General features: G+C 62.0%; 16 protein-coding genes and 1 pseudogene. 3 read left to right on the top strand and 14 right to left on the bottom strand.

The features are described 5' to 3' along the window. Window positions 1-2 precede the first annotated feature (2 nt). The 10 genes from lpxD to ACP_RS16500 form a co-directional block, all read right to left on the bottom strand. Window positions 3-1,016 (bottom strand): UDP-3-O-(3-hydroxymyristoyl)glucosamine N-acyltransferase, encoded by a 1,014-nt coding sequence (lpxD, locus tag ACP_RS16545; protein ID WP_015898488.1) that lies wholly within the window; start codon window positions 1,014-1,016, stop codon window positions 3-5. 81 nt (window positions 1,017-1,097) lie between these two features. Then, a complete protein-coding gene (locus ACP_RS16540; protein WP_015898487.1) occupies window positions 1,098-1,997 on the bottom strand; it encodes a lysophospholipid acyltransferase family protein in 900 nt (299 codons plus the stop codon). Window positions 1,998-2,195: 198 nt separating this feature from the next. After that, window positions 2,196-2,882, bottom strand: coding sequence for a lipid-binding SYLF domain-containing protein (locus ACP_RS16535; protein WP_015898486.1), 687 nt, complete (start codon window positions 2,880-2,882; stop codon window positions 2,196-2,198). 444 nt (window positions 2,883-3,326) lie between these two features. Further along, window positions 3,327-3,812: an NADH-quinone oxidoreductase subunit NuoI gene (gene nuoI / locus ACP_RS16530; protein WP_041839700.1), complete on the bottom strand. Its 486-nt coding sequence runs from the start codon at window positions 3,810-3,812 to the stop codon at window positions 3,327-3,329. 160 nt (window positions 3,813-3,972) lie between these two features. Then, window positions 3,973-5,553 (bottom strand): UbiD family decarboxylase, encoded by a 1,581-nt coding sequence (locus tag ACP_RS16525; RefSeq protein WP_015898484.1) that lies wholly within the window; start codon window positions 5,551-5,553, stop codon window positions 3,973-3,975. Window positions 5,554-5,631: 78 nt separating this feature from the next. After that, complete coding sequence (locus ACP_RS16520; RefSeq protein ID WP_041839699.1) at window positions 5,632-5,883, bottom strand: hypothetical protein; 252 nt, start codon at window positions 5,881-5,883, stop codon at window positions 5,632-5,634. A gap of 64 nt (window positions 5,884-5,947) precedes the next feature. Then, on the bottom strand, window positions 5,948-6,913 hold the full coding sequence (locus ACP_RS16515) for a VTT domain-containing protein (RefSeq protein ID WP_015898482.1): 966 nt from the start codon (window positions 6,911-6,913) through the stop codon (window positions 5,948-5,950). Window positions 6,914-7,186: 273 nt separating this feature from the next. Next, window positions 7,187-8,428: an HlyD family secretion protein gene (locus ACP_RS16510; protein ID WP_015898481.1), complete on the bottom strand. Its 1,242-nt coding sequence runs from the start codon at window positions 8,426-8,428 to the stop codon at window positions 7,187-7,189. Next, window positions 8,429-9,895 carry a TolC family protein gene (locus tag ACP_RS16505; RefSeq protein ID WP_015898480.1) on the bottom strand — a complete coding sequence of 489 codons (1,467 nt, stop codon included), beginning with the start codon at window positions 9,893-9,895 and terminating at the stop codon, window positions 8,429-8,431. It lies immediately after the preceding gene. Between the two features lie 240 nt (window positions 9,896-10,135). Continuing rightward, window positions 10,136-10,714, bottom strand: coding sequence for a hypothetical protein (locus tag ACP_RS16500; protein ID WP_041839698.1), 579 nt, complete (start codon window positions 10,712-10,714; stop codon window positions 10,136-10,138). 148 nt (window positions 10,715-10,862) lie between these two features. On the opposite strand from ACP_RS16500, the pseudogene ppk1 reads away from it, so the two are divergent. Then, window positions 10,863-13,202: pseudogene (gene ppk1 / locus ACP_RS16495) on the top strand (polyphosphate kinase 1); the annotation flags it as partial. Between the two features lie 47 nt (window positions 13,203-13,249). On the opposite strand, the gene ACP_RS16490 reads toward ppk1, so the two are convergent. Then, on the bottom strand, window positions 13,250-13,798 hold the full coding sequence (locus ACP_RS16490; protein ID WP_015898477.1) for a TlpA family protein disulfide reductase: 549 nt from the start codon (window positions 13,796-13,798) through the stop codon (window positions 13,250-13,252). A 193-nt stretch (window positions 13,799-13,991) separates the two neighbouring features. On the opposite strand from ACP_RS16490, the gene sixA reads away from it, so the two are divergent. Then, a complete protein-coding gene (sixA, locus tag ACP_RS16485) occupies window positions 13,992-14,537 on the top strand; it encodes a phosphohistidine phosphatase SixA (protein ID WP_015898476.1) in 546 nt (181 codons plus the stop codon). Here the strand turns inward: sixA and ppx are convergent. Beyond that, a complete protein-coding gene (gene ppx, locus ACP_RS16480) occupies window positions 14,489-16,057 on the bottom strand; it encodes an exopolyphosphatase (protein WP_015898475.1) in 1,569 nt (522 codons plus the stop codon). The genes sixA and ppx overlap by 49 nt on opposite strands. 87 nt (window positions 16,058-16,144) lie before the next feature. Continuing rightward, window positions 16,145-17,068 (bottom strand): CHAD domain-containing protein, encoded by a 924-nt coding sequence (locus ACP_RS16475; RefSeq protein WP_015898474.1) that lies wholly within the window; start codon window positions 17,066-17,068, stop codon window positions 16,145-16,147. An 8-nt stretch (window positions 17,069-17,076) separates the two neighbouring features. Between ACP_RS16475 and ACP_RS16470 the strand changes: the two genes are divergently transcribed. Continuing rightward, entirely contained in the window at window positions 17,077-19,203 is a 2,127-nt protein-coding gene (locus ACP_RS16470; protein ID WP_238525593.1) for an ArnT family glycosyltransferase, read from the top strand. Window positions 19,204-19,286: 83 nt separating this feature from the next. Here the strand turns inward: ACP_RS16470 and arsB are convergent, their stop codons facing one another. After that, on the bottom strand, window positions 19,287-20,330 hold the full coding sequence (gene arsB, locus ACP_RS16465; RefSeq protein WP_015898472.1) for an ACR3 family arsenite efflux transporter: 1,044 nt from the start codon (window positions 20,328-20,330) through the stop codon (window positions 19,287-19,289). Window positions 20,331-20,344 lie beyond the last annotated feature (14 nt).

Here is a 20,344-nt window from a genome sequence, read left to right as displayed (position 1 = left end):
CGCTATTCCCCCGCGTTGTGGCGCCTGGCGAGGCGCGCGAGGTGGGCCAGCTCCTTCAAGTATTGCTTTAAAGGTTTGGCGGGAGTGCCCCAAAACACAGTACCTGGACCTCGCAGATGTTTGTGCGGCAGAATGCCGCCCTGCGAGCCGACGATGACGCCTTCTCCGATAGATGCGTGGTCGCCCATACCGACCTGGCCGCCCACCACGGCCCCTGCACCAATGCTGCTGGAGCCCGAAACTCCGGTTTGCGCCGCGATGACCACATTGGGGCCGACGCGCACGTTGTGGCCGAGATGCACGAGATTGTCGATCTTTGTGCCGCGCTCGATGCGGGTCTCTTCGAGGGCTCCACGGTCGATGGTAGTGTTGGCGCCGATCTCCACGTCGTCTTCGAGCACGAGTGTCCCCTGCTGCGGGAACTGAATGTAGGTCCCTGTGGCGTTGTCCCGGACATAACCGAAGCCGTCGGCGCCGAGCACGGCCCCGGCATGCACGATGACACGGTCGCCGAGGGTCACGCCCGGATAGAGGACAGCGCGGGGGTGAATGCGGCAGTCCGCGCCGATGCGGACGCCTTCGCCGAGGACGGCTCCGGCCTCAATGCGGGTGCGGTCGCCGAGGATCGTATAAGCTCCGATGACCGCGCAGGGGCCTACGGAGACTTCCCTGCCGAGCTGCGCCGTGGGATGCACGCTCGCCGAGGAGTCCACCCCGGTATACGGGGGCGGCGGCTGAAGAAGACGGGCGGCGCGAGCGAAGGCCAGCTTGGGATGCCGCATGAGCAAGAGCGGCCGGGCCGGGATGGCATCGCCCGCGAGCGTGGGCCGGGTAAGAATAGCGGCAGCCTGCGAGGCCAGCGCGGCCTGGAGCGAGGCTTCGTCTTCGGCGAAGACGAGCATGCCCTTGCCGGCGATGGCCGTACGTGGACTGGCCACGGCGTGCACTTCGAGGTCCGCATGAGAGGCGGGGCGGAGCTCGGCTTCGAGGGCGAGGGCCAGCTCGGAGAGTTTCATCTCTCTCAGTTTAGGCCAGCCGATGGCGGCGGCGAGACTGTGATTTGCCGGATTCAGGCCTGAATCCAGGAACGCCTGCGGCTAATAAATAGATGGCTCGCCGGCGGGGCGGGTCTTCCAGCGCCGATGCACCCAGAGCCACTGGCTGGGGTAGCGGCGCACGTAGTCCTCGATGGCCGCAGTGAAGCTGGCGGTGTTGGCGATGGCGTCGGCCTCTTCCTGGCCAGTACGGAGGAGCGGAATTTCAGGGCCAAAGTGCAAGACGTACTTCTTTTCGGCAGCCTCCCAGAGCAGAAAGCCCGGCAGCACGGCCGCGCCGGTCTTCTGGGCGACCCGGGCCAGCCCCGAGCCGGTGCAGGCCATATGGCCGAAATATGGGACAAAGACGCCCTGCGGAGGCGTCATGTTGGTGTCCATCAGGATGCCGACGGTTTCGCCATTGCGCATGGCGGCGATGAGGCCGCGCGCGAAGTTGTCCTTGTGCAACACGCGATTGCCGTGCAGGCAGCGGATGCGGTTGACGAAGCGGTCGACCAGAGGATTGTCGAGGCGGCGGATGACCATGCTCATGGGGTAGCCCATGAGGGAGTGCCAGTAGCTCGACAGCTCCCACGCGCCAAGATGGCCGGTGACGATGAGCACTCCCTGGCCGCGTTCGCGGGCGGCGAGGTAATGCTCGAGTCCCTCATAACGCAGGAAGGATTGCGTGTTCTGGCGCGTGTAGCCGGACATCTGGCAGAACTCCGCAAGATGCCAACCGAGATTGCGGTAAAGTTCGCGCAGAGTGGCGGAGCGGCGGGCGGGCGGCCACGCGGGAAAAGCCAGCTCCAGATTACGCAGGCCGGTGCGTCGCAGGCGGGAGAGCGAGAACCATGCCACAGCGCCGATGAATGCGCCGATGGCGCGGGCCAGAGAACGCGGCAGGACACGCAGCAGGGTCACGAGCGCCCATACGGCGCAAAATTCCAACTTGATTCGCATGAGTCGTTACGAGTCCGCAGTCCGGTTGAGATCTGGCCACGGAGAACGTGGGTAGTGTACACGGGACGGGCCTTCAGGACCTAAACCGGCCCGGGGAGATGTCGTGATTCACCGGCTCTGCGGCACCTCACGCTTTGCCTATGAGAAAACCGCGGCCCCCAGAAGGAGCCGCGGTTGAGGAGAGACAGCGGAGGATGTTTACTGCTCGTTGCTTTCGTGGAAGTACTTCGCGACCGTGCGCAGGAACGGACGCGCGGAGGCCGGCGGCAGCACCTCGCCCTTGAGAATCTGATCCGGCGTGTGGTGGCTGTGATAGAAGAGGTCGTCCGCTTCCTGATTCTGCGAAACAACGGTGCCGTTCAGATCAATGCCAGCAAAGAGACCCTTGCTGCGCGACCAGGTCAGCAGCTCAGACTGCATCTTCCAGTTGGTGGCCATCTGCGCGTTGCGGCCCACCGGGCCGGCGGCAGCCGAAGCACCCGCGCCAATCTTGAATTTGCTATTGATGAGGTCCTGAAAGCCCTTCTGGTTGACAGCGACCATAACCAGATCGGTGCTCTGGCCGCCGATCTGCAGGCCCCACGAGCCGCCAGTCATCTGGATGAAGACCGGTGCGCTCCAGCCGTGGCCGGTGCGGCAGGTCACTACACCCTGGCCGCGTTCGCCGCCGAAGATGAAAGCGCCCTTGATGAGGCCCGGGACTACGCCCACGCAGGTGGCACTCTGGGTGATCTCCATGGGAATCGACTTGTCCGGAGTGGCTTCAATCTCCTGAATGGTGGTGCGCGCGGCTTCCAGACGAGCATTCAACGTGGACATATTCGTAGCGGCAAACGCCGGCACCGACAGTCCGGCAACGCAGAGAAGTGCGAGAATTTTTTTCATTGATCAATAACCCCAGTTCCGAAGGAGTAGTGGCGACCGGAACCTCCTTTTCAGGCAATACGGTCCGGTTCAAACTCTCCTTCTGTCTACCGTCAAGATAGATGCAGTCCAAGGCTGCGGGGTTGAAAAGAGCCGGAAAAGCCCTGAGAAAAACAAAAAAAATAGGGGCCGCGATTCAATCGCCAGCCCCGTTCCCCAGATCTGCGTTATTGCTGACTCTGTTTTATTGCGAATGGGAACGAGGAACAAGGTCTCCGTGGGACAGTGGCCTTTGGTAACCACCTTTTCGGGAAAACGATACCTATCGTTTCCCGAATCGGGAGAACCCTTTTTCTATGAGGTAGATAGAGCGACCATCGCGACAAGGCAGGATTACCGCAAAGCCAGAATGCAAAAGCCGAGGGCTACTGCCCGCGGCTTCTGGCGAGTCAATTCGGGTTAAACCTAGCGGGAGTTCTGCGCCAGCGAAGGCTGGCCGGTGGACAACTGCACCAGCATGTCTTCTTTGCGCATGATCATGTTGGTTGCATGCATGCTGGCCAGCTCAAAGCCGTGGCCATGCGTGATGGCGTCAGTGGGACATGCCTCGACGCAGTAACCGCAGAAAATGCAGCGGTTGTAGTCGATGTTGTAGACCTTGGCGTAACGCTCGGCGCTCGAGATGCGCTGCTCTTCAGTGTTGTCGGCCGCTTCAATGTAGATGCAGTTGGAGGGGCAGGCTGCCGCGCAAAGGAAGCAGGCGACGCACTTTTCCAGGCCGTTTTCATCGCGCTGCAGCACGTGAGCGCCGCGAAAGCGCTCCTGAAGCATCGCGCCGCGACTCGGCCCGGGCCCGTCAGGATAGTTTTCTACCTCGGTGGGTTGGAACATCTCCCGGAAGGTGATGCTCATGCCTTTGGCGATACCCGTGACGTTGCTAACGATCGACATGCATTCAGTATACAAAGGGCGCGGCGATTCGCGCAGGCGGCGGCAAGAGGATTTGCGTGAGAGCACCAGCTATCTCTGAAGTTTGGAGTTGCGGCGGATGCTCACTCGCGAGGCGGACGGCTCCATCCTTTGAAAGCAAAAAGGATGGAGCGCGGCGCAGCTATTTGTCGATGCCGAGCTTCTTCCAGATGGCATCGACGCGGGCGCGGGTGCCTTGGTCCATCTCAATCATCGGGGGCCACGGGCGTGTGAAGCCTTCGGCGGCCCACTTGCGGGTGGCATCAATGCCCATCTTGCTGCCGTAGTTGGGCAGGCGCGAAGCGTGGTCGAGCGAATCGATGGGGCCGAGCGTGAACTCGATATCCCGCTGCGGATCGATGTTATTCGCCGCGCGCAGGGTGACTTCGCCAAGATCCTGCACATCGCAGTCCTCGTCAACGACGATGATGCACTTGGTGAACATGGCCTGGCCCATGGACCAGATACCGTTCATGACCTTGCGCGCCTGCCCCGCGTAACTCTTGCGGATGGAGACGACCATCAGGTTATGAAAGACACCATCCGACGGCAGGTTGACATCAACAATCTCGGGCAGGGTGAGGCGCATGAGCGGCAGGAAGATGCGCTCGACGGCCTTACCCATCCAGGCGTCTTCCATGGGCGGCTTGCCGACGATGGTGGCCGCGTAAATGGGGTCTTTGCGGTGCGTGATGGCCGTGATGTGGAAGACCGGATAATCGTCAGGCAGCGTGTAGAAGCCGGTGTGGTCGCCGAAAGGCCCCTCGGAGCGCAGCTCGGTGAGATTGACGAAGCCTTCGAGAATGATTTCGGCATGGGCCGGCACTTCAAGATCGACGGTCTCGCACTTGACCAGCTCGACGGGCTTCTGGCGCAGGAAGCCTGCGATGAGGAATTCTTCGACCTCAGGCGGCGCGGGCACGATGGCCGAGAAGGCCGTCGCGGGATCGACGCCGATGGCGACAGCGACTTCGAGCCGCTCGTCAGTGACCTTGGTGAAGGCGAGGTTGGTGGTGCCTCCGGCGGTCTCTGCCATTACATCGACGTGGGTGCTGGTTTCGCTGCCCGAGGCGGCGCGCAGGCGCTCGCGCAGATGCTCGGCGGCGTTCTTATGGCGCTGCCAATGCATGCCGGTGGTCTTGCCGTCATAGACCTGCATGCGATACATGCCCATGTTGCGGCGTCCGGTTTTGGGGTCGCGCGTGATGACGCCGGGCAGCGTGATGAAGCGGCCTCCGTCGCCGGGCCAGCACTGCAGCACCGGGAATTCCAGCACGTCGATATCGTCGCCGAGATGAATGACCTCTTTGCAGGCCGCGTCTTTGGCCTTGATGACCTTGGGAAAGAACGCACCGAACTCAGCCAGCATGGGCAGCAGCTTGAGCTTTTCCATGATGCCTTCGGGGGCTTTCATTTCAAGCAGCGCGCGAATGCGCCCGGCGATTTCATCGAGCGAGTCGACTTCGAGGGCCAGCTTCATGCGGCGTTCGCTGCCGAACTGGTTGATGAGCACGCGCGCGCCCGGATAATCGGTGACCTTCTCAAACAAGAGCGCGGGGCCTCCGGGCTGGTAGCCCTTTACGCCGCCTTTGCGGCCGGCCTTGGAGGCGCGGTCAGTGATTTCGGCAATTTCAAGAATCGGGCTGACGCTCTCGCGGACGCGCACCAGTTCCCCGGCGCGGTCCAGCGCTTTGATCCACTCGCGTAAGTCGTTGTAAGCCACGGTGTCTGCTCCCAGTTAACTCTTCTTCTATGGTAGCTGCTGCCGTGGCGGCCGCTGGGCCGATGAGTGAGTTTGCGTTCAGCGCGTCGCAGTTTTTGTGCCGCTCATCCAGCGATTGAGAAGTGTCTGCACGCAGGTGGCGCCGCAGAGGTGGCGCGTCTCAGGCGCGTGGGCCTGCAGGGTGTTCCAGCGGGTCAGGCGCATGGAGGGCTGAATGTCGCTGGGGCCAGGAGGATCGAAGTCCTCGGTCCACATGAGCCACCAGTCGGAGCTGGTGTCGCTTTTATCTTTGCCACAGACATCGCAGTGATAGCTTTCAGAGAATGCCATGAGACGTGGTTTGCCCTCCCGCAGCGAAGGTAGCACAGATGCGGGAGCGGGCGAGCAGGAAAGCTCAGCCGCGGGCGTACTCCAGTGCCAGATCGGCATTGCCTTCCACCAGGGGATAGCCGCGCTTCTTCCACTCATCAAAGCCGCCATAGAGCGGGCGCACGCGCTGAATGCCCGCGCGGCGCAGTTGCAGGGCCGTTTTGGCAGCCGTAGCCTCGCTAGGGCAGGTGCAGAAGAGAATGACTTCGCGGTCGCGCGGAATCTGCTCCAACTGCGCCATCAGCTTGTCAGGCGTGAGGCGCAGCGCACCGGGCAAGGTGCGCGGGTCGGGCAGCAGATCGAGCGGATGGCGAAGATCGACAATGATGACGTCATCGCCTTCCTCAATGCGCGTCTTGAGTTCGTCGGGAAAGATGCGCGCCATGCGAATCTCCGCAAGGAACATGCGCTGCTTGAAAAAGCGCCACGCCAGGAAGCCGGCAAAGAGCAGCAGGAAAAGGCCGAGAGCGAAATGGCCGGTCCAGGAGAGCGCATTTGGGTGGCGCTTGAGGATGTCGCCGAAAAAGCGGCCGCCGAGGGTGACCGAGAGCGTCCACAGCAGGATGCCGCCCGCGTCATAAAAGACGAACCGGCGGAAGCTCATGCCGGTCTGCCCGGCGATGGGAGCGGCGACGGTACCAAGGCCGGGAATGAATTTTGACACCAGCAGCGAAGCCGGCCCGCGGCGCGTGAAGTACTCCTCCGTTTTGCGCACGCAGACCGTGCTCTCAAACGACAGGCGGCAGAGCAGGCGCACCATCAGGCCGCCGTAACGCTTGCCCATCCAGTACCAGAGCGAGTCGCTGATCAAGCTGCCAGCCAGGGCCACGATGATGACGGCAGGCAGCGCGAGCTGACGGGTCGCGGTGAGGGTTCCGGCCGCGAGCAGGATGGGCGTGCTCGGAATCGGCACGCCAAGCTGCTCCACAAGCACCCAGAGAAACAGGATCATGTACGCGTGCTGAAGAAAGAAGTGGAGTGCGAATGGCATACGATCCTCAGGGGCAGGCGCGGCGGCGGGAATCGCCGGAAAGAAAGGGCCTGTGTGATAGATGATGCCAGAGAGCGGGAGGGTTCGGCGGAATTAAATGTTGAGAAGGCCTGGCGTGCCGGGGACTGCAGGCAACCGGAGGGGCTGGAATCCCCGGGATTGTACCGAAGGAAAAGGCATCTCTATCAGGAGACGAAAGCAAGAAAAAGACGCCCTCGCGGGAGGGCGTCTTTCCGGGAATAGCCGTTGCGCTGCAAGCTCAACCGCGAGAATTCACTTGATGCGCACTTTGGGCTCGACCGACATGCCCGGGCGCAGCATGTGGTCCTTGTCCTGGCTGGGATTGGTGAAGTCGATGCGCACCGGGATGCGCTGCACCACCTTGACGTAGTTGCCAGTCGCATTCTCGGGCGGAAAGAGGCTCAACATGGAGCCGGTAGCTCCGCCGATTTCAGTCACCTTACCGTCAAACTGCTTGCCGCCATAGGCATCCACCGAAATGGTGACGGGCTGGCCGACCTTCATGTTGTCCAACTGCGTTTCCTTGAAGTTGGCGGTGACCCAAACATTGTCGAGCGAGACCAGCGTAGCCATGTTCTGACCGATGCTGACGTTTTGCCCGACCTCGACGCTCTTGGTGGTCACAATGCCTGACTCCGGCGCGCGAATGATGCAATAGCTGAGGTTGAGCTTGGCCTGCTGCAGCTTGGCCTCGGCCAGCTTGACCTGCGCGGCGGCCTGATCCGCCTTGGCCTTTTGAATGGCGACCTGGCGCGGGCCGGTCTGCGCGTTGCGGTACGATGCCTGCGCCTGCGCTACCTTGGCATGCGCAACGCTCACCGCGGCCTGATAGGCCTGTACGTCGGCTTCGGCCTGCTGCACGGCAGCCTGATCGGCGGTGGCCGTGGCCACGGCGGCGTCATATTGCTGGCGCGAGATGACGTCTTTCTGCACCAGCGAGGTGTAGCGCTTGAGGTCGAGCTTTGCCTTGGTGTAATTGGCCTGCGCGGAGAGCACCTGTGCTCTGGCGGCCTGCAACTGGCGCTCGGCCTGCGCCACCGAGTCACGGGCGCTGAGTACGGTCGCATCCGCTGAACTCAGCGTGCTGCTGGTGCTCACATGCGTGATGGGCACGTTGACCGTGGCAGCTTCGTAATTCGCTTCGGCGCTGGCCAGGTCGGCTTCGTCCTGTTTGACCGCGGTCTCGTAGTCGGTGGGGTCGAGCTCTACCAGAATTTCGCCCTTCTTCACGGACTGATTCTGCTGCACCTCCACGTTGAGCACATGGCCGCTGATGCGCGAGGAGATCTGAATGATGTTTCCGTCAATCTGTGCGTCGTCGGTGTTTTCATAGAACGTGGAGTGCCACCAATAGAGGCCGCCTCCAATGAGAACAATGGCGATCACCCCGAAGAGGATGAAGCGCTTGCGCGACTTGGGGCGCAGATTTTCCGGCTTGTCGAGCTGCTGCTCGTCTGCCGGCGTATTTTTCTGTTCGGGATTTTGGTCCGCCACTTACTTGCCTCCCAGATAAGTCTTGTAGCTGCTGTCAGCCACGCCCATGGCGCGCGCCAGCGAAAGCTTGGCCACGTTGTGGGCGTAAAGGCTGCTCACATATTGCGCATCGGCCTGCGCGAGCGCCTGCTGCGCCTGCGAGACCGCGAGATTGTCAGAAACGCCGGCCTGGTAACGCTCCTGCGCCTCTTTCAAGGCTTCCCTGGCCAGCGATACATTGCTTTGCGCGACCTGCACCTGCTTCTCAGACGACTGCATGTCGAGCAGCGCGTCGTCCACATCGGCCGTGATTTGCCCCCGCAGATTGCTGAGCTGGTCCTGCTGCTGATCGAGCTGCGCCTGAGCCTGCCTGGCATCTCCGCGTAGCTTGAACTCCTCAAAGATGGGCACATCGAGCGAGCCGGTGGCGTCGCCGGTGCCATGGGAGTGCGCGAGATTGACACCGATGTCTCCATAATCACCGTTGAATTTGACGGTGGGCAGCCGCTCGGCAGTCGCGGCTGTGCGCGCATGCCGGGCGGCCTCAAGCTTCTGCTGCATCGCCTGCAGATCTTTCCGGTTGGCCAGCGCCTGCTCCACGGCCTGGGCCTCGTCGATGTGATCGAGCGGCGCGTAGGGCACGGTATCGGTCACGGCAAACTTCTGCTCCAGAGGCAGACCGATGGCGCGGGCCAGCGCGATCTTGTCTTTTTGAAACGCATTTTGCGCGGAGATCAGATTCTGCTCTTCGGTCTGGTAATCGACCCGGGCGCGCAGCACATCGAGCCGCGGCGTGGTGCCCGCGTTGTGCTCGTCGATGGCCTGATCGAGAGAGACTTTGGCCGTAGCCACCTGCGCCTGATCGGCGGCGATGGTGGCCTTGTCGGCCACGACCAGCAGATAGGCATTGCCGACAGTGAGCACGACCATGTTGCGCGCGTCTTCGGCAGAGAGCTTTGAGGCCGCGAAGTCATGCTTGGTGGCCAGATAGTTTTGCAGGTCAGAGAGGTTCAGCAAAGACCACTCGAAGGTGCCGCGCAGATCGGTGTAGCCGTAAGGCCCGATGATCGCCGGAAAACCGGGCACGCGCAGCCCCTCGGCCTGCAGGTCAGACTCCTGCACTGCCTCAGTGAGCTTGCCTTTCACGGTGGGCAGCAGCGACTGCAACTGATCGAGCTGATTGCCGCGCGCCGTGGTGGCCGTCTGCGTAGTCAGCAACAGGCCAAGATTGTGTTGCAGCCCGCGCTGAATAGCTTCATCGAGCGAGAGCGGAAGCACGCCGGGCGTCACTTTACCGTTGGAGGCGCTCCCCTTGTAGGTGGAGCTGTCAATCTGCGGTTGGATGATCTGAATGGGCGGCGGCGGTGCGGTGACTCCGCTGCCCTGCTGCTGCCCGCGGGCCATGGGAGCCGCCACGACGACGGCGGCGGCCAATAAAACGCAGCTCGCGGCAGCGCTGGTCGCTTTTCTTTTGCCAGCTTCAAACACTGAATCTGTTTCCTCTTGGTTAGACAGACACCTGATGACAGCCTGCTTCAAACGCAGAAAGTCTTACGCACTTTACGATACGCAAATTGGATGCCCGTGCACCGCGAAGAATGCAAAAACTTTTGCGAAAGAGACTGGGGTTTGCAGGAATCGGCGAAATCAGGGCGGCAATCGAGGCAGCAATCCAGGCAGGATGCGCCCTGCAAGAGCCTGCCACGCGTGGCAGGCTCACAAGGAAGATCAGGCCGTAGCGCTCGCGGCCGAGTGGGCGAGCTGGTTGGCCAGCGAGCAGAGAGCGGAGCGGAAGGCCAGGCTCACGGCATCCGGCGTCCAGCCCCGGCCCGCGGCCTGCATGGCTTCGGCGGTCGCGCTGTTGTCGCGGCCCAGCACGGCACGCTGCACAAAGATGGCGCGGGAGGCGAGCGGCAGACCATCCAGCCAGGTGCGCAGTTCCTGCCGTTGCGCGCCGCTCAGCAACTGGGCCAGGCGCTCGCTGGTGATGCCGCTGGCCTCCATGTCGTCCGTTTCGACGCAAGAAGTGACGGGCTCCGATTCCGCAGTGACGGCAAAGGATTCCGGATCCCGCTGCTGCATCCAGAGCAAAGCGTGGGCAGCAAGTTTTTCGCGGGCGGCCTGCTCCATGCCGGGTTGGGCGGCGCAGGGGTCCATTTCCATCGATGTCACGGTCTCCTCGACCAGGCGCGCGGCCGACTGCGGCTCGCCGACCAGCAGAGAGGCCAGTTGAAAGAGTTCGAGCGCGGTGTGTTCGGCCCGCAGCGCGCCGGCCCCGCCGGGCTCTATGCAATCCTGATTGGCCATGATTTTCTCGGTCCTTTCCCTTTCTGTATCCTCTGCTGTACGTTTAGGCAAGTCAACCGTGGCATCCAACTCCACGAGCCTGCTGCTTCTTTGTTGCGAGATTCACATCGCAAGGCCATCGCCTGCGGTATGAAGAAGATGGAAGCAATCTGCTGAGCGGCGGGCCAGCACACGAGTAACTATGACGAAGACAAAACCTGCATTGACGAGCCGCTTTTTTGGACGGGACGAATCCTGGCTGCGCTTCAACCGGCGCGTGCTCGAAGAAGCCGAAAATGAGGCCAATCCGCTGCTGGAGCGGGTGAAATTTCTCGCTATTACGGCCAGCAATCTGGATGAGTTTGTCGAAATTCGCGTGGCGGGCATGCTGCAGCGCATTGAAGACGGCTACAACGAGGCAGACGCCGACGGTTTCACCCTCGAAGAGACGCTGGACACGCTCACCCGGCAGATGCACGCCTACGTGGACGAGCAGTACTGCTGCTGGAAGCAGCAACTGGTGCCGGCACTGCGTGAGCGCGGCATTCGCGTGCTGAGCTGGAGCGAGATGGACGAAGCCGCGCGCGAGGCCGCGAACGCGTTCTACCAGCGCGAGGTCGATCCCCTGCTGACGCCCATCACCATTGATCCGGCGCACCCATTTCCGCGCGTGCTCAACAAGGCGCTGTGCATCGCGCTGCTGCTGCACAGCAAGCGCAAGGCTACCAGCGATCCGGTTCTGGGAGTGGTGACGGTGCCCCGCGCACTGCCGCGCCTGGTGCAGTTGCCCTCAGCCGGGGGCACGATCGACTACATTTTTTTGCATGACCTCATCGAACGCAATGCGGCGGCGATGTATCGCGGCTACGAAATTCTGTCGAAGGCCGCCTTTCGCGTCACCCGCAACAGCAACCTCTACTTTCAGGAAGAAGAGTCGCGCAATCTGCTCGAAACCGTGCGCAGCGAGTTGCACAATCGCCGCAAGGGCGACGCCGTGCGGTTGGAAATTGAGCGCGATGCCGACAATGAGATTGTCGAGCGGCTGCGCGTGAACTTTGAGCTGGACGAGACGCAGGTCTATCGCACCGATGGCCCGGTGAATCTCTCCCGGCTAATGAATCTCTACAGCGACACGCCGCGACCCGACCTGAAGTACGCGCCGTTTGCGGCTCGGGAGCTGCGGCTGCACCGCAAGTCCACGGACTTGTTTGACGAGCTGCGCCAGCGCGATGTGCTGCTGCACCACCCCTATGATTCCTACGATGGCGTGGTGGAGTTCATTGAGGCCGCGGCCGAGGATCCGAATGTCGTCTCCATTAAGCAGACGCTCTACCGCACCAGCAGCGACTCGCCGATCTTTCGCGCGCTGACCGAGGCCGCCGCCACCAAAGAAGTGACGGTGGTCGTGGAACTGACGGCTCGCTTTGATGAAGCCTCCAACATTCGCTGGGCGCGCGCGCTCGAAGATGCGGGCGTGCAGGTCTTTCATGGCATCGTGGGCCTCAAGACGCATTGCAAGCTGGCGTTGCTGGTGCGGCGCGATCCCGATGGCGAGATTCGCCGCTATGCCCACCTGGGCACGGGCAACTACAACCCGAACACGGCCCGCTTCTACACCGACCTGAGCCTGCTCACAGCCGACCCCGAGATTACGGCAGGCGTGCACAACGTGTTCAACTACCTCACGGCGCACTCGGAGTCAGACGATTATGCGCCGCTGCTGGTGGCTCCGCTGACGCTGGCCGAGAACTTCATGCGGCTCATTCACCGCGAGACGAGCCATGCGCGCGCCGGCCGCCCGGCGCGCATCATCGCCAAGATGAATTCGCTGCTCGAGCGCAGCGTGATTGAGGCACTGTACGAGGCCTCGAATGCGGGCGTGCAGATTGACCTCATCGTGCGCGGCATCTGCTCGCTGCGGCCCGGAGTGAAGGGCATGAGCGAAAACATTCGCGTGCGTTCCATTGTCGGGCGCTTTCTGGAGCACAGCCGCATCTTCTACTTTGAAAACGGCGGCGCGGCGGAAATCTACTGCGGCAGCGCTGACTGGATGCCGCGCAACCTCTTCGAGCGCTGCGAGACGATCTTCCCGGTCCGCGACGCACAACTGAGGACGCGCATTCGCGAGGAGATTGTGGGCGCATGCCTGGCCGATACCGTGAAGGCTCGCTATCTGCAGGCGGACGGCGAATACAGACCCATCGGCAGTGCGGCTTCCGCCAAGGATGCGCCGGTCTTCAGTTCGCAGGATTTTCTGATTCGCGTGGCCGAGGGCAAGGCGAATGCGCGGCAGATTCCCGCGGCGGTGACGATTTCGCTCGAAGATGTGCAGGCGGAAACGGCTCCAGCCCCTGCGGCAAAGAAAAAATCTGCCCCGAAAAAGAGCGCGAAAAAAGCAGCCACCAGCGCAATGAAGCCGGTGACTGGCAGCGGAGCCGCGAACGGCGCGATCAGGCGCGAAGAGCCGGGCGACGAGGAACTGGACCCGGCGGAATCGACGCTGCGCTAGTGTGCGGTCATTCTTCGCGCCCACGGCGCGAAGAATGACGGAGCCATTTATCTGGCCGCAAGCGCTTTCTCGACGGCGCGGTTGAGCTTTTGGATGTCGCCTGCCTGGTAGCCGACGCTCTGAAAGACGATTCGGCCGTGCTTGTCCACCACATAGCTGCGCGGAATGCCGGCATCGGCGAACTTTGCATAGACCTTGCGCGCCGGGTCATAGGCCAGCGGATAGGTGAACTCCACATGCGCTTTGTGGAAGCCGGCGATGGTGGCCTCAGTTTGCTGGCGTGCGATGGCGACCATGGCAAAGCCGGGATTGGATTGGTACTTGTCCCATATCTCTCTTTCGAGTCGCGGCATTTCAAGACGGCACGGCGGGCACCACGTCGCCCAGAAGTTCACCACCACGACTTTGCCGCGCTCCCGCGCCATCGAGAAGGTGCTGCCAGAAAGCTCCTTCACGGTGAAGGACGGCATGGCCTCGCCGACGCGTGTCAGAGGCTTGAAGCTATCGCTGGCAGCACGTCCGTACGGAGTCAACACAACCAGGCATGCGGCTGCCACGATTGCGGATTTCAAAAAGCTCACTCTCTTTGTTGCCATGCGTCTCTGTCTCCTGAACCGGTGCGGAAAAGTTGTTTCTCATCCTACCTGAGCACCTGCGCGCCGAGAGCCGCGCGTGTGCCTGTCTGCCTGCCAAAGCCCCGCAGAATTAACAATTCACCGGCCATCCGATTGTTACAATCAGGTTAAAAGGCGGCTGGCCACGCAGCCAGCCGCCGTCCAAGACAACCCTATGAATCTTTATTTTCTTCGACATGCAAGCGCGGGAACGCGCCGTCCCAATCCTGTCATCGATGTGCGCCGTCCGCTCGACAAAGAGGGCAAGCAGCAGTGCATTCTGCTCGGCAGCTACCTGAATTCGCTCAAGGTGCAATTTGACCTCATCGTCTCGAGCCCTCTCAAGCGCGCGCAGCAGACAGCTTCGTTTGTGGGCACTGAGGTCGGTTATGAGGCAGAGATTCTCATCACCGAAGCGCTCTCGCCAGGCGCGACGCTGCGCCAGTTTGAGGATTTTCTGCTACGCCTCGAAGAGCCCGAGGAGGGCCAGCCGGAGCTCGAAAATGTGCTGGTTGTGGGGCACAATCCCAATCTGGCGGCTTTTCTGGGCGCGATCTGCAGCACCGGAAAAACCAGTCTGCGCATGCGCAAAGGCGCACTCGCCCGCGTGGACATGACCCGGCGGCCGGGCACGTTGCACTGGCTGGTGGATCCCCGCATTTTGCGCGGTGTCTACGGCAAGGTGACCAAGAGGTCGCGGCGAAAGACTTCGCGGAAGTAAGCCGCCTCTTTACGGAGCGACCATAGCTCCAGCTCCGCGCCGGTACGGCCCGGCAGCAATTCCAGAATCACCTGGCGCGGATAGACCCGCGCCTTTGCTTTGAGCACATCGCTGGCGCGGTCCTGATTGAGGCCGGCGGCAAGGCGCAACAGCACCACGGCGCGTTTGACGTGTTCGTGCTCCTCAGGTGGAACGTCGCGCATGGTGCGGCCCTCGGGCGTGGGGCGGCTCTTGCCCAGGTAACGCGCAATGGCTGAGGTGATGACGCGCTGCTGCGGCGTGAAGCCATAGACCTCAGAGTTGGCGATGATGTACTGCGCGTGCCGGTGGTGCCCCTGATAGTTGAGAAACTTGCCCACATCGCGCAGCATGGCCGCGGCCTCAAGATAGAGTTCGTACTCCTCGGGCAACTGGTGTACGGCAGCGAGGTCATGAAACAACTGCACGGCATGCGCGCGCACCGGCTCGGCCTGACGGGGATCGACCCCGTAGCGGCGGCACAGCTCCATGACGCCGGCCCAGCGCTCGCGCTCAAACTGCTGGTGCGCGCTGGTGCGGGCGTCTTCCTCTGCGAGCATTTGCGAGAGCATGCCGTCGCGCAGGCCCAGCGGAGAGTAGCGAAATCCCGGCAGGTCATAGTGCTCCAGCAGCTCGGCATAGACCTGCGCCCCGGCCACGATGATCTCTGAGCGGCGGGCTCCGATGCCCTCCACGCCGCTGCGGGCCTCGTTGTTGAGCTTGGTCAGCTTGTCGGCCAGCAGGCGCACCTGCTCTGCGGTGGCCGTATGCCCGGGAACGGCCTTGGCATTGGAGCGTGCTTTGACCCGGCCCTTGGCAGCCTTGGACGGTTTAAGCATCGCCGCGCTCGCCTCGGCCAGCGCCGCCGCCGTGCCCGAGGTGGCAATGACCAGCTTGACGCCTTCGGTATCAATCTTGCGGGCCGAACGGCGCAACTCGCGCGCAATGAACTGCTTCATGCGCGCCACTTCTTCTTTGGCCGGCGGATCGCTGCGCAGAAACTCCTGCGTGAGCCGCACCGCGCCCAGCGGCAGGCTCACCATGGCCTTGATGCGGCGCTGCTCAGAAAGCGTAATTTCGCAGCTTCCGCCGCCAAGGTCCATCAGCAGGCAGCGGCCCGCCGCGCCCTGCTCCGTGCTGACCACGCCATGATGAATGAGACGGCCCTCTTCGAGGCCCGAGATAATTTCAATCTCCCACCCGGTCTCGTCTTTCACCCAGGCGCGAAAGGCGCGCGCGTTGCGGGCATCGCGCATAGCCGAGGTGGCCACGCAACGGGCGCGGTCCACGCTGTGCATCTGCACGGCCTTGTGAAAGCGCTTGAGCGCCTGAATGGTGTTGGCCATGGCCTCAGGCGAAATCAGGCCGGTCTCAAAGACGCTCGCCCCCAGGCGCGTGACTTCACGATCCTCAAACACGGTGCGCAACTGGTGCTGCACGACGCGCGCGATCTTGAGGCGGCAGGAGTTGGAACCGATATCAATGGCGGCAAATGTTCGCATGAGCAAGAGAAGTTAGAGCATACCGGAGAAGAGCCGGCACAAGCGACCCGGATTTTTTTGCGCGGCCCTCTGCGGGCGCCCCTCGCGTCAGGCAGCGCTGCGGTGCGCCGCCCCAGCCGCCTCTTTGCGCTTGCCGCCACCCAGCAGACGGGCACGCGCCTGACTGGCGGTCCGCAGGGCATCACGATAGCGGTGGTCGCGCCGCTGTTCCAGACGGCGCATCAACGGCGAAGCTGCATCCACAGCCGGGCGGGCTTCCTCGGCAAGCGCCAGCCAGTCATGCCATAGGCCGATGGCATCCTGCAGGCGCTTCAACTGCGCGGCAATGCGGCGGCTGCGGGCATCGCCGGCCGTCTCGGCCTGATAGCGGACTCGCTTGGCCCCTTTGCGAAAGTCATGCAGGTTGCGCGCGTCGAGCTGCGGCATGCTTTCACACAGTCGGCGAAAGCTGGCGAGCGCGATCTCTCCCGCGGAGTTGCGGGACCCATCCCGAGAGGAGCGGGATGGCGGCGGATCCGCCTCGATCACGGCCTCGACGCGGGCCTGCAATTTCCTCTGCCACTTTTCCGCACGCTGCTGCAGGCGGGCCGCGGCCGCGGCACGGCGCTGAGCCAGCTCCGCCTCAAGAGCGCGGCACTCGCGCAGAAATGCAGGGCCCGCAGGCCGCGAGGCGCCTGCCCGGACGCGGCCTCTTACCTGGCCCGCCAGTGCTTTGCGCCGCAGTTCACGCAGCATTTCCAGATGGACATCCGCATCTCGCACCACCCCGGCACGGTGGCGCATCTTGTGCAGGAGATGAACAAGAGAGTCAGCCGATTTGTGGAGTTTCTTGGCACTTTTGGTATCCGCGGATTCGTTCAGCAATGTTTCGAGCACGGCTTCGAGCCTCCGGGTGCCGGTGCGCAGATGATGCACCGCCTTTACTGAAGGGCTGGCCGCGCACCGTGCGAGCGTGCGGTCAAGCCGCTGGGCCGCGGAGCGGAAATGCGCAGATGGATTCGCAGAAATCATGTTTTTCTATGACGCTGACATTACAGAGGACGTCAAAAGCAGCCCCAACCGCTGCTATTCTCTATATTGTGAACAAGCCGCGCCCCGTTGTTGTCACTCGTGTCACTCAGGAGATGAGGCAGCAGCAACCTGCCTTGCTGGCCTCCCGCGTTCGCGTCTGGACGCTCCTGGTTCTCATTTTTCTGGCCGTACATTTTGCCGCCCTCTTTTCTCCGGGCCTTTTGGACGACGCCGACGCCGCCCATGCCGAGGCCGCCGCGCACATGGCTGTGACCGGCAACTGGGTAACGCCCTACATCGACGGCATTCGCTATCTTGAGAAGCCGGCCATGTATTACTGGTTGGCGGCCATCGACTACCACCTGTTTGGTTTCAACGTCTTTGCCACCCACCTGCCCCTGGCGCTGGCGGTGCTTGGTCTCGCGATTCTGGGCTGGCTGTGGGGACGCCGTGCCTATGGCACCCGGGGCGGCTTTTATGCCGCGCTGGCCGTGCTCACCACGGTGGGCGTATTTCTGTTCACGCGCTTTTATATTCCCGACTCGATCCTCACCTTCTTTCTGACGCTGTCGCTCTTCCTGTTTTTGACCGGGCTTGAGGACCGCAAGCCGCTGCGATTGTACCTCTGCTATGCGTCACTGGGCTGTGCGCTGCTCTCAAAAGGCCTGATTGCGCCGGTCTTCTTTACTGCGGCCGTGGTGCCCTACCTCATTCTGACGGGCGAGTGGAAGCGCTGGCGCGAGCTGCGCCTGTTCACGGGATTTCTGGTGTTTCTGGCCGTCGGCGCGCCGTGGCACATTCTGTGCGGCCTGGCCAACCCGGATCAGGGGCACCCGATTGGCAACATTCCCAGCTTTGGGAACGTCCACGGCTTCTTCTACTTCTATTTCATCAACGAGCACTTTCTGCGCTTCCTGGGCACGCGCTATCCGCACGACTATAACAAGCAGCCGTGGTGGGTCTTCTGGCTGGGACAGATCGTGTGGCTCTTTCCCTGGAGCCTGTTTGTGCCCGTAGTGCTGCGCCGTGCCTGGCGCAACCGCCACCTCTTCTGGAGCGACCTGCGCTACAACAGCAACAACACGCTGCGGTTTCTGGATCCGCACATGACAGCGCTCGAAGCCAGCTCCACGGCTTCACGGCTGCGCTTTCGCGCGCGCACCGGGCTGCTGCTGGGGTTGAACGCGGCGTTCATCCTCATCTTCTTCTCCATCTCCACCAATCAGGAGTACTACACCTGGCCGGCGTACTTCTCGCTGCTGATGCTCACGACCGGCGCTTTGTCTTCAGTGGAAGAGAACCCCGAAGCACTCGATCCGGACTCTGGCACCAGCCGCCTGCTCAATGGCGTACATGCGGTCGTGGCCGTGCTGGGCCTGTTGATTGCGGCGGCTCTGGCCTACGGCCTGTGGGCTTCGCGACACCTGCCCTATGTGCCGGATATTGGTGCGCTGCTGGCGCACCGCGCTGTCGGCGATTACTCGCTGTCGATGTCGCACTTCTTTGATCTCACCACGGCTTCGTTCGCGGCGCTGCGTTTCCCTGCCATTCTGGCCGCGCTGACGTTCCTGGTGGGGCCGCCGGTGGCGTGGTGGCTGCGCAAGCAAGGGCATCATCTGGAATCCACAGTCTCACTGGGCCTCACGACCGCGCTCTTTCTGGTGGCGGCGCACATCGGCGTGGTCCGCTTCGCGCCCATGCTGTCGTCCAAGCCCTTCGCCGAGACCATTAACGCGATCAGCCACGACAATCCCAACAGCTACCAGTTGCTCTGTTACGGCGACCAGACGGACTGCTCTTCGGTGATCTTCTACACCCACCACTTCGTGGCGCCCTATGCCTACCTGGTGCACGGTAAGTACTGGTACTTTGAGCCCGACCCGAAGCACAACGGCGGCATCGACAACCTGTTTGGTTCCACCATGATCTGGGGTTCGGATTACCCCGACGCGCGGCGGCTCTTTTTGAGTGACACCAATCTGGTGGCGCTGTGGGGCCATGGAAAGCGCAAGTTCCTTGTGGTGCCGGGCGATTATCAGCACCACATCCAAAAGCTGCTGGGCGGCAAGCTGATCGAAGTGCAGGAGATCTCAGACAAGACGCTTTATACCGACCGGCCATTGAGCCAGCCCTGACAAGCAGCGCCATATAAAAAGGCGCAGCCACAACGGCTGCGCCTTTTTACATGCGCCCAGAGACTCGCCTCACAGATGCGTGGCTAAACTTCGGCAAAGTACTTCCGCTGAAAAGCCTGCGCAACATTCACCAGGCCGATCATCACCGGCACCTCCACCAGCGGGCCAATCACCGCGGCAAAGGCCGCGCCGGAATGAATGCCGAAGACCGAAACCGAAACCGCAATGGCCAGCTCAAAATTGTTGGAGGCCGCGGTGAACGAGAGCGTTGTCGTTTTGGAGTAGTCCGCGCCGAGTTTGCGGCCCATCCAGAATGAAACCAGAAACATCACCACGAAATAGATCAGCAGCGGTATGGCGATGCGCAGCACATCGAGCGGCAGACGCACGATGTAGCCGCCCTTGAGCGAAAACATCACCACAATCGTGAAGAGCAGCGCGATGAGCGTGAGCGGGCTCACGCGCGGCACAAAGCGGCTCTGATACCATTCGCGGCCGCGCAGGCGCACCAGCACCGCGCGGGTGAGAAAGCCAGCCAGAAAAGGAATGCCCAGATAGATCAAAACACTCTGCGCAATTTCGCCAATGGAGAGATGCACCACAGAAGAGTGCAGGCCCAGCTTCTCCGGAAGTACGGTGACAAATATCCACGCATAAACGGAATAAAAGAGCACTTGAAAAATGGAGTTGAAGGCAACAAGTCCGGCGGCATAATCCGTATCGCCCTTGGCTAGCTCGTTCCACACAATCACCATGGCGATGCAGCGTGCGAGGCCAATCATGATGAGGCCTGCCATGTATTCGGGATACCCCCGCAGAAAGACAATCGCCAGCACAAACATCAGCACCGGCCCGATCACCCAGTTCTGCACCAGCGAGAGCGCCAGCACCTTGCGATTGCGAAAGACCTCGTGCAGCGCTTCATACCGCACCCGCGTGAAGGGTGGATACATCATTACGATGAGGCCAATGGCAATGGGTACCGACGTGGTGCCCACACTGAAGCGCTGCAAAAAAGGCACCATGCCCGGCACAAGCCAGCCCAGCGCAACGCCGAGCAGCATCGCCGCAAATATCCAACCGGTAAGGTAGCGGTCAAGAAACGAGAGACGGCGGGAAACGTTCATAAGAACCTCATGCA

Origin of the sequence: Acidobacterium capsulatum ATCC 51196 (assembly GCF_000022565.1) — a bacterium.
Taxonomy (GTDB): Bacteria; Acidobacteriota; Terriglobia; order Terriglobales; family Acidobacteriaceae; genus Acidobacterium; species Acidobacterium capsulatum.
This window is presented reverse-complemented; position numbering and strand designations above follow the sequence as displayed.